This is a genomic window from Alcanivorax xiamenensis (assembly GCF_009846745.1).
GTDB lineage: Bacteria > Pseudomonadota > Gammaproteobacteria > Pseudomonadales > Alcanivoracaceae > Alloalcanivorax > Alloalcanivorax xiamenensis.
Map to the genome: position 1 here is coordinate 1 of NZ_AQPF01000080.1, position 9,704 is coordinate 9,704.

Genomic DNA, 9,704 nt, shown 5'->3' on the forward strand with positions numbered 1-9,704 from the left:
CACAGCGGCCTTGTAGAAAAGCCGTGGGAGCTTTAGCGCTACAATCAGATCGGATCCCAGCTGAACACGTCGCCGCTGCGTTCCAGCGGATAGAAGGTGGACTTCAGCGCCGGGATGGCGTGGTCGGCCACGGTTTCCGGGGTCCAGCCTTCGCCACGGTGCACGCTTTTGAGCGGACGGCTCTGGCCCATGACGAAGATCTCGTTGTTGCGCACGGAGAAGATCTGACCGCTGATGTCCTGGGCCTGATCCGAGGCCAGGAACACCACCAGCGGCGCGTTCTTGTCCGGGGTCATTTGCTTGAGTTTCTCCACCCGCGCTTTTTCTTCGTCGGTGCGGGCGGGAATCGAGCTGGTCATGCGGCTCCAGGCGAACGGCGCGATGCAGTTGGAGCGCACACCGTAACGCTGCATGTCCAGAGCAATGGACTTGGACAGCGCGGCGATACCCAGTTTCGCGGCGGAGTAGTTGGCCTGGCCAAAGTTACCAATCAAACCGGACGTGCTGACGGTATGAATGTAGGCGCCGCTGTGTTGTTTGCGGAAAATTTCCGCGGCGGCACGGCTCACATAGAAAGTGCCGTTGAGGTGAACGTCCACCACCAGCCGCCACTCTTCCAATGACATTTTGTGGAACATGACGTCACGCAGTACGCCAGCGTTGTTGACCACCGCGTCGAGGCGACCGAAGTGGTCCTGGGCGCAATCGACGATGCGGCGCGCGCTGTCCCAGTCGGATACGCTGTCGGTGTTGATGACGCCTTCACCACCCAGCTCGCGCACCATGGCGAGGGTTTCTTCCGCCGGGCTTTGCGAGCCGCCTTCACCGGTGAGGGATACACCGATGTCGTTGATCACTACTTTGGCGCCAGCGGCGGCCGCCGCCAGAACATAGGCGCGGCCTACACCGCCACCACCACCGGTGACGATAACAACTTTGTCTTCCAGCATGGGTTGTTGTGCCATGATTTCTCTCCCGTTGATACTTTGGTCTCAGGACGGCAGCCCGAGAACGTGTTTGGCCAGAATGTTGCGTTGAATTTCGTTACTGCCACCGTAGATGGTGGTAGGCCGGGACTGGATGAAAATCCCCGCCGGATGCAGATCCGGATCACCGGGCAGCGGCTCCAGGGTGCCGGAATCCTCACCGGCGGTGAGCAGCGCCAGTTCGCTGATGCGTTGATACAACTCGGACTGGTGCACTTTCAGCATGGAGACGTCCGGTCCCAGGGACTCGCCGCGTTTGAGCTGATCCGCGTAGTGCTCGTAAAGCGCCTTGTGGCAATCCAGGTCCATCGCCAGAGTGGTGTAGCGATCCTGGAACAGGGGGTCGCTCCAGACACCGAGCCGGCGCGCCAGACGTTCCACCCGTACCAGGGCGTTGGAGGATTGCTTCGGCGAGCCGAGGAAAATGCGCTCGAAGCCGAGCAGCGCCTTGGCCATGCTCCAGCCCTTGTTGACCTCGCCGACCAGATTAGCCTTCGGCACGCGCACGTCGGTGAAGAACACTTCGGCGAATTCGGCCTGGCGCTCCAGGTTGGGAATTGGCCGCACTTCAATGCCGGGACTGTCCATCGGTACCAGCAGGAAGCTGATGCCCTGCTGCGGCTTGCCCTCGCGGCTGGTGCGCACCAGCACGAAAATCCAGTTGGCCTCGGTGGCCATGGTGGTCCAGATCTTTTGGCCGTTGATCACCCACTCGTCGCCGTCAAGCAGCGCCTCGGTGCGCAGACCGGCCAGGTCGGAACCGGCGTTGGGCTCGGAGTAGCCCTGGCACCAGATGTGCTCACCATTGATGATCTTCGGCAAAAAGTGCGCTTTCTGTTCGTCACTGCCGTAACGGATCAGCAACGGGCCCAGCATGGTGATGCCAGAGTCCGGCAGACGGGCGCAGCCGTAGTTTTCCATCTCTTCCATCATCGCCAGCTGTTTGCCGGCGCTGAGCCCCATGCCACCGTGCTCGGCGGGCCAGCCCGGTGCCAACCAGCCTTTTTTCGACAGCTTCTGGTACCAGGGACGGCAGGGGTCGATGCCCAGCCGGTACGGCGGGTTACGGATTTCCTCGGGATAGTTCTGTTCCAGCCAGGTGCGCACCATGACGCGGAAGTCCTGGTCGCTCATGCTGTTGTAGTCGGTGTTATGCTCGGCCATGTTCAGTTACCTCCGAAACGGGGGGCGCGTTTTTCGGCGAAGGCGGCTTTGCCTTCCTGGTGGTCAGCACTGATCAGTAGCTGGCTTTGCCAATCCACCTCACGGGTGAAGGCCCACTCCAACTGACCAGCGAGCATCGCTTTGGTGGCGGCCACCGCCAACGGCGCCTGATCATTCAGAGCCTCGGCCTGTTGCAAGGCGGCCCGCAGGGACTGGCCACTCTCCACCATGCTGTCCACCACGCCCAGACTCAAAGCGTCGGCGGCTTCCAGACGCTGGTTGTACATCAGGATCTGGCGGGCACGGGCCATGCCGACGCGGGACGGCAGGGTGTGGAACAAGCCCAGATCCGCGGCCAAGCCCACTTTGCCAAAGCCCGATTGAAAACGGGCGTTGTCCGCGGCAATCACCGTGTCGCAAGCCATCGCCAGGGAGAAACCGGCCCCCACCGCCCAGCCTTCCACGGCGGCGATCAGCGGTTTACCCATGGTCAGCATCTGCTGCACCAGGCGGGTATTCCGGCGCATGCGGGTACGGGCACTGGCCAGTTGGGTTTCGTTCATTTGACCGATGTCGCCGCCGGCACAGAAGGTGCCTTCGGCGCCGGTGATCACCACGCAACGCACCCCGGCGTCCTGTTCCGCCGCCAGCAAGGCGTCGTAGAGCTCGGCGCGCATCTCCATGGAGAGCGCGTTTTTTCGGGCCGGGGCATTGAAGGTAAGCACCTGGCAGTTGCCTTCACGGCGAGACAGCAAGGGACCGCTCATCAGGCGTCCTCCTCATCGATCAGTGACATGAAACGGCGTTTGTGGCCGTCGACACCGCCAAAACGGTTGAGCAGCACCAGCACCTTGCGTGGGAACAAACCGATGTCGGCTTCGTCGGTGTAACCGATGCCGCCGTGAAACTGCACCGCTTCTCGGGTCACCAGCATGGCGGCGGTGGAGGCTTTTACCCGGGCGGTGGACACGGCGCGGCGAATACGCTCAATGGGGAATTCCTGGTCGATGGCACGGGCGGCGCTGGTGACCATGGCGCGGGTCAGTTCGATCTGGATTTTCAGGTCCACGGCACGATGCTGCAGAGCCTGGAAACTGCCGATTTCCTTGCCGAACTGACGGCGGATTTTCAGATAGGAGAGCGTTTCGTCGAACGCCGCCTGCATTACCCCCAGTAAATAGGCGGCACACCCCAGAGTGGCGTCTTCCAGCGCCGCGTCCATATCAGCGTTGCTGACCACTTCCCGCACCGGCGTGTTGCTGAATTTCAAGGTGGCGACGTGGGAGCCGTCCTGCTGCATCTGACGTTCCAGGGTCAGCCCGGCGGCGTCCTTGTCCACCAGCGCCAGCCCCTGGTCACATATCACCAGGAAGGCATCGGCGCCGCTGGCCAGGGCCACCCGGCGCACTTCGCCATCCAGAGCGTTATCACGACACACCGGCGGCTGGTCCCTGTCTCCCGTATTTATAGGAAGACCGATGCCAGCGGGCAGAATCAACCGCTCGCCCTGAATCTGCGCGGTGGCGGCGTCTTGCGGCAACAGCGCGGCGGTGAGCGCGCCTTCGATCAACGGCTCCGGCACCAGGCCTTTGCCCAGTTCCTCCAGCAACGCCACGTATTCCAGCATGCCCAGGCCGGCGCCGCCTTTTTCTTCCGGCACGCGCAGGCCGGTCCAGCCCATTTCACAGAACTCCCGCCAGATCGCGGGATCCAGGCCGAGGTCGCTGTAGCGGGTTTTGCGGGCCCGCTCCAAAGCGCCGTGGCGGGACACCAGCGTCACCGCACTGTCGCGGATCATCCGCACCTGTTCTTCCCGCGCCTCGAGGTCCTCTTGGGTCCATTCGATGGTCATTGTTCTCTCCCGAATTGATTGAGTACCGCTTACACACCAGCACGCAACACGCTTGCACGCAGATAATGGCGTCGCCTCGTCACTGCCCTGTCAACACCTATTAAACAAGTAGAGAGCGGCCCACGGCCGCCGCCTTATTTGCGTGCAAGCGTGTTACGTGTAAGCGGTTCATATCGTCAAACAAAATCCAGCTTGCCGTTGTTCACCACCACCACGTCACGCTCCACCACCCGGGCACGGAAGGAACCGTCGCGCCAGATTTCGGTGCGGATGGTCTCGCCCGGAAAGACCGGCGAGGAGAAGCGCAGCGACATCGCTTTCAGGCGGTCTTCCTGGTAATCCACCAGTTCACGGAACAGCGCATGAAAAACCACGCCAAGAGTGCACAGGCCGTGCAGGATCGGACGCGGATAGCCCGCGGCCTCGGCGGTGGCGGGATTGGAATGCAGCGGGTTGTCGTCACCGTTGAGGCGGTAATACAGCGCCTGTTCGGGACGGGTGGGCAGATCCACGCTGATGTCCGGCTCGCTGTCCGGCAGGGTGTGCACCGCGTGCAGCGGTTCGCTGTCGCCGCCGAATCCGCCCTGCCCGCGCAGTACCGTGGTCATGCCGGCGGTGGCCAGCAGGTCGCCGTTGCCGTCGCGCAGTTCTTTATCGCTGTACATCAGCGCGTTGTTGCCCTTGTCCACCACACCAGTGACCCGGGTGTTGCCTACCACCTCGCCGGACACCGGCAAAGGCTTGTGCCATTGAATGCGCTGTTCCCCGTGCACCACACGCACCGCATCAATGCCGGTGTCGTCACGGGCGACCCAGAAACCGGGATGGCCAAGTACCACCGCGATGCTCGGCAACGCACTGAAATCACGGGCGGAATCGACGAATTTCAGTTGTTTTTCGTCCAGGGGATCGGTACCCACACCGACGGACAACGCATAGAACGCGGTGTCCTTTTCGGTCAGCGTCTGGCGCACCTCGGGGATCGGGTAATTGAGCAAATGTTGCGGATCGATAGCCATGGGCCTTCTCACTTTTGTTCGTTCAATGGGTCTGTTTTTATTTGAATCACCGCATCGGCGGCGAAGGCACCCTGCCCTTCGGGCATGGCGAAAACCGGATTGAGATCAATGGAATCCAGACGCTCTCCGGCGCCAACCGCGAAGCGGGACAAATTGGCGAGCACTTCCGACAACGCATCCAGATCCACCGGAGCGCGACCGCGGGCACCTTGCAACAGCGGCGCGCCCTTGATCGACAGAATCAGATCGCGGGCTTCCTCGCGGTCGAACGGGCAACGGCGGAACACCACGTCCTTGAGTACTTCGACGAAAATGCCGCCGAGGCCGAACACCGCCACCGGACCGAACTGTGGATCGCGCTGGATGCCCATGAAGCATTCCACACCGCCGACGATCTGCCGGGCCACCAGCACCCCATCCAGTTTCGCGTTCGGGACATGGCGTTCGGCATTGTCCAACAGTGTCTGGAAGCCTTCGCGCACGGCGTCCGCGTCGGCAACATTCAACAGCACCCCACCGATTTCGGATTTGTGCACGATGTCGGCGGAGGCGATCTTCATCACCACCGGGAAGCCGATTTGTTCGGCGTAGGCGGCGGCTTCCTCGGCGCTGTCGAGCACTTTTTCCGGCACCGCCGGAATGCCGTGCGCGGCCAATAACTGCTTGGCCTCGGCTTCGCCGGGCGCGGCTTCCGGCAAGGTCACCGGCGGCACTGCTTCCCGCCGTGGCAAGGGCCGGGCGAAGGCGTCGCCCAACCGGCCCATGGCCTTGATCACTTTCACCGCGTCGGTGGGGTCTTCCATCAGCACGAAGCCGGCCTCTTCATAGGGGCGGTTTTGCTCCGGTTCACCGATCAGAGACATCACGAACAACCGATCCGGATGAGCGTCCTTCACTTTTTTCAGTTCCGCGCACAGCTTCGGCGCCACCGACGGCACCGTGCCGGCCTGGCTGAAGAACGCCATCACCGAGGCGTAGCCGCCATCGGACACCATGCGCTCACCGAAGGTGCCAACCAGGGTCAGGTCGTTGAGCACCTGGGCGGTGCAGTCCACCGGGTTGATCGGAGAACAGAACGGCACGGCGCTTTTCAGATCGGCCTGGGCCGGTTCCGGCATGGGCGGCATCGGCAGGTCCAATTGCTCGGCCAGGTCGCTGACGATGATGCCGGCGCCGCCACTGATGGTGAGCATGCCGAGGGAATTGTTGGCCGGGTAAATGCGGCGGGTGGCGGTATAGGCCACGTCCAGCAGCTCGGCGCTGCTCTCCACGCGGATCACCGCGTAGTCCGCCAGCATCGCGTCGAAGACCCGGTCGTCACCGGCCAGGGCGGCGGTGTGGGACATGGCCGCTTTCTGGCCCAGGGCGCTGCGGCCCACTTTCTGCAGAATCACCGGTTTGCGCGCGGCGTGGGCGGCTTCCAGCGCGGCGATGAACGAGTCCACGTCGCGCACCGCTTCGGCGTAGGCCATCACCACATCGATGTCCGGGTTTTCCACCATCCAGCCGATCGCTTCGCCCAGGGTGACATCGCATTCATTGCCGGTGGCGGCGCAGATCGGCGTGCCCAGCCCACGCGCCCGCGCCAGCCCCAACAGGTGCGCGCCGTAGGCGCCGGACTGGGAGGCGATGCCGATGCGGCCCGGCAGCGGAAAGCCGCGTTCCAGGCCGGACATGAAGCTGCCGAAGAAGCCGATGGTGCTGTTGAAGGCGCCAGCGGTATTGGGGCCGAGCAGGCGCATGCCGTGACGGCGCGCGGTGTCCAGCAATTGCCGCTGCAGCGCTTCGCCCTCCGCCCCCACTTCGCTGAAGCCAGACGAGAAAATAATGGCGCTGCGTCCGCCCCTGCGGCCCAGGGCATCCACGGTGTCCACTACATGCGCGGCCGGCACCGCCACCACCGAGGCGTCCGGTGCTTCCGGCAGATCATCAATGCGGGCGTAGGCCGGCAGCCCCTGGATCTCGCTGCGCTTCGGGTTCACCGGCATCACCCGGCCCTGGAATTCACCGCGCAGCATGTAGCTTACCGGCCGGCCACCGATGCGGGTGGCGTCGGCGGACGCCCCCACCACCGCCACGGAACGTGGCTGCAACAGCGGCGTTAGTGAAGCGAACCGGCCCTTGGCGGTACCGCTCGTGTTGGTGTGGTCTTGCATCACCGCAAGCTCCTTTCTGGTCCGGCTATTGCCGGGGCCTCTGAAAAATACCCCGTCATCCCGGACTTGACCCGGGATCTCCCTCTGCTCGGCGTATGGCTTCGTGGAAGGAGATGCCGGATCGAGTCCGGCATGACGCTTTTCGAGGTTCCCCGGATTTTCTTGTTGAAAGGCTGACCCGGGAGATCGACCCCGCCACCTCCGGCGACAAAGCCGCCGGGGTGCAGGGGTTTTCCCAGGTGAGCGCTTGGGAAACGGGGTACAGCGATCTCGGCGACGGTTGCGCGGGAGCGGGCTATCCGGGCCGGGACCGGCGCCGGGACAAGCGGTATAGTGACAACGTGGCCGGAACCGGCCATCGAGGGCATGCTCATCACCCTGCTCTCCCACTTTGTTGTTCTGTGCCGTGGTTTCGAAAACGGCGCCGGGTCGTTGCCCGGGCCGGAATTGCGGTTTATGGTAGATTCACCATTCTGAATGTCAATCCTTATTGTGAATGAAAATCCATGACTTCCCCAAAAGACGAACGCTCCGATAGCAGCAACAGAAACGGCGGCGGCCGAAATGGCGGCACCAAGGACGTGGGCGCGGTCGTGAACGCGATCCAGTTATTGCGCCACCTCGCCCACCAACAAGCGCCGGAGGGCGTGGCCGCCATCGCCCGCGCCACTGGCGTCAGCCCAAGCAGTGCCTTCAACATTCTGCGCACCCTCAACAACGAGGGCTTCGTTCGTTTCGATGAAAACAGCAAGACCTATCAGCTGGGTATCGGCCTGTCCGAATTGACCGTCAACCTGATTGGCCAGAGCTATGCCGACCTGATTCAGCCGGAACTGGAGAGGCTGGCCCTGAATCTGGATATCCTGATCGTGCTGTGGCGCATCACCCACGATAACCATGTCAGCGTGATCGCCCGCGGCATCCCCAATGTGGCCCACGTGGACGTGCGACTGGACAGCCGCCTGCCGGAACTGATCGGTGCCTGCGGCCGCGCCATCGCCGGCGTGCGCGATCTGCCCGACGCCGAGCTGCGGCGCCGCTTCGCACGATTGCGCTGGGAAAACCCGCCCAGCTTCGAGGAGTACCAGCAAGGCGTTAAGGAAGCACGGGAACGGGGCTGGGCCCTGGACGACAACTGCCTGTATCGCGGCATCAGCATGGTGGCCAGCGTTCTCACCGATCACCACAATCAGCCGCGCTTCGCCATCTCCGGCATCGGCATCACTGCTCAGCACAACGCCCAGGGCCTGACCCGGGCCGGCGATGCGATCCGCGATACCGCGCATTTCCTGGAACGTTCACTGTTTCCCCGCAACCTCAGGGAAAACACTATCGATGAATAGCATTCAGGATATGGAATAAAACACGCAACACGCAACACGCAACACGCAACCAATAGCGTTGCCACGCCTCACCGTCCGTCAACCTCCTCCGGGGTCAACATCAGCCGCGACCGCAAGGTCGCCCCCTCATTCGCGTGCATGCGTGTTGCGTGCTGGCGTGCAAGCGTTTTGATTGTCCCGCCCCTTCTGCTATCATTGATTTCAATGAAAGCATCCGAAGAACGCCCATGGCCTCCATTACCATCCGCAATCTCGACGATGAATTGAAAGCCCGGCTGCGCTTGAGTGCCGCTGAACACGGCCACTCCATGGAAGAGGAAGTAAGGCAGATCCTGCATCGCGCACTGGAACCGGGTTCAGATACCGGTCTTGGCACCCGCATCCGTGAGCGCTTTGCCGCCTATGACGCCGAACCGCCAGAGTTCGAACGGCACCAGGACGCACCCCGTGATCCTGGTTTGGATCAATGATTGTCCTGGACACCAATGTGCTGTCGGAATTGATGCGGCCGGCCCCCGAACCGCGGGTCGTCGCGTGGCTGGACCGCCAGCCCGGCCAGGATGTGGCGATTACCAGTATCACCGTGGCGGAAATACTGCATGGCGTCCGCCGATTGCCCGCCGGGCGACGCAAGCGCCAGCTCACGGACCTGTCCATAGGCCTGTTCAACGAGGAGTTCGCCGGCCGCATCCTGCCTTTCGACGCCCCGGCCGCTGCCCACTACGGGGAAAAACTGGCGGCCTGCGAAAAACGCGGACGGCCCGTGCACATGGCCGACGTTCAGATCGCCGCCATCTGCGAGCGGCACGGCGCTGTACTGGCCACTCGCAATATCAAGGATTTCGAACCGTTGGGGGTGTCTTTGCTGAACCCGTGGGTGGCGGGTTAGGTCACCGCCCTGCACGCTTCCCACAGGGGGCCTGTGGAAAGGCTGTGGGAGACCAGCTCGCTGGCGAACGGCCCTTCCGACGTGGGGCATTCGCTTGCCAGCAAGCTTCCCACAGCAGCCCTGTAGCAAGGCTGTGGGAGACCAACTCGCTGGCGAATCGGCCCTTCCGACGCTGGGGCATTCGCTTGCAAGCAAGCTTCCCACAGCGGCCCTGTAGCAAGGCTGTGGGAGACCAGCTTGCTGGCGAACGGCCCTTCCGGCGCAGGGGCATTCGCTTGCAAGCAAGCTTCCCACA

Annotated in this window: 9 protein-coding genes; 3 read left to right on the forward strand and 6 right to left on the reverse strand. The window is 62.9% G+C overall.

The genetic code is table 11. The annotated features are described in order from the left end of the window. Positions 1–44: 44 nt before the first annotated feature. The 6 genes from A6D6_RS21010 to A6D6_RS21035 form a co-directional block, all read right to left on the reverse strand. A complete protein-coding gene (locus A6D6_RS21010) occupies positions 45–965 on the reverse strand; it encodes an SDR family NAD(P)-dependent oxidoreductase (RefSeq protein ID WP_133492612.1) in 921 nt (306 codons plus the stop codon). Positions 966–992: 27 nt separating this feature from the next. Then, complete coding sequence (locus tag A6D6_RS21015) at positions 993–2,150, reverse strand: acyl-CoA dehydrogenase family protein (protein ID WP_159661785.1); 1,158 nt, start codon at positions 2,148–2,150, stop codon at positions 993–995. 2 nt (positions 2,151–2,152) lie between these two features. Then, complete coding sequence (locus tag A6D6_RS21020) at positions 2,153–2,917, reverse strand: enoyl-CoA hydratase/isomerase family protein (RefSeq protein WP_159661786.1); 765 nt, start codon at positions 2,915–2,917, stop codon at positions 2,153–2,155. After that, positions 2,917–4,002 (reverse strand): acyl-CoA dehydrogenase family protein, encoded by a 1,086-nt coding sequence (locus tag A6D6_RS21025; RefSeq protein ID WP_159661787.1) that lies wholly within the window; start codon positions 4,000–4,002, stop codon positions 2,917–2,919. Before A6D6_RS21025 ends, A6D6_RS21020 begins: the two co-directional genes overlap by 1 nt. A 176-nt stretch (positions 4,003–4,178) precedes the next feature. Further along, entirely contained in the window at positions 4,179–5,021 is an 843-nt protein-coding gene (locus A6D6_RS21030; protein ID WP_159661788.1) for a MaoC/PaaZ C-terminal domain-containing protein, read from the reverse strand. Between the two features lie 8 nt (positions 5,022–5,029). Then, positions 5,030–7,177: an acetate--CoA ligase family protein gene (locus tag A6D6_RS21035; protein WP_159661789.1), complete on the reverse strand. Its 2,148-nt coding sequence runs from the start codon at positions 7,175–7,177 to the stop codon at positions 5,030–5,032. Between the two features lie 506 nt (positions 7,178–7,683). On the opposite strand from A6D6_RS21035, the gene A6D6_RS21040 reads away from it, so the two are divergent. From A6D6_RS21040 to A6D6_RS21050, 3 genes are all read left to right on the forward strand, one after another. Then, entirely contained in the window at positions 7,684–8,520 is an 837-nt protein-coding gene (locus A6D6_RS21040) for an IclR family transcriptional regulator (protein ID WP_133492617.1), read from the forward strand. 227 nt (positions 8,521–8,747) lie between these two features. Further along, positions 8,748–8,990, forward strand: coding sequence for a FitA-like ribbon-helix-helix domain-containing protein (locus tag A6D6_RS21045; RefSeq protein ID WP_159661790.1), 243 nt, complete (start codon positions 8,748–8,750; stop codon positions 8,988–8,990). After that, positions 8,987–9,409, forward strand: coding sequence for a type II toxin-antitoxin system VapC family toxin (locus tag A6D6_RS21050; protein ID WP_133492618.1), 423 nt, complete (start codon positions 8,987–8,989; stop codon positions 9,407–9,409). Before A6D6_RS21045 ends, A6D6_RS21050 begins: the two co-directional genes overlap by 4 nt. Positions 9,410–9,704: the final 295 nt, after the last annotated feature.

Bases quoted from the DNA above. Each gene is read 5' to 3' on its own strand.
- A6D6_RS21010 (WP_133492612.1), bottom strand. From the start codon at position 965: ATGGCACAACAACCCATGCTGGAAGACAAAGTTGTTATCGTCACCGGT.
- A6D6_RS21015 (WP_159661785.1), bottom strand. From the start codon at position 2,150: ATGGCCGAGCATAACACCGACTACAACAGCATGAGCGACCAGGACTTC.
- A6D6_RS21020 (WP_159661786.1), bottom strand. From the start codon at position 2,917: ATGAGCGGTCCCTTGCTGTCTCGCCGTGAAGGCAACTGCCAGGTGCTT.
- A6D6_RS21025 (WP_159661787.1), bottom strand. From the start codon at position 4,002: ATGACCATCGAATGGACCCAAGAGGACCTCGAGGCGCGGGAAGAACAG.
- A6D6_RS21030 (WP_159661788.1), bottom strand. From the start codon at position 5,021: ATGGCTATCGATCCGCAACATTTGCTCAATTACCCGATCCCCGAGGTG.
- A6D6_RS21035 (WP_159661789.1), bottom strand. From the start codon at position 7,177: ATGCAAGACCACACCAACACGAGCGGTACCGCCAAGGGCCGGTTCGCT.
- A6D6_RS21040 (WP_133492617.1), top strand. From the start codon at position 7,684: ATGACTTCCCCAAAAGACGAACGCTCCGATAGCAGCAACAGAAACGGC.
- A6D6_RS21045 (WP_159661790.1), top strand. From the start codon at position 8,748: ATGGCCTCCATTACCATCCGCAATCTCGACGATGAATTGAAAGCCCGG.
- A6D6_RS21050 (WP_133492618.1), top strand. From the start codon at position 8,987: ATGATTGTCCTGGACACCAATGTGCTGTCGGAATTGATGCGGCCGGCC.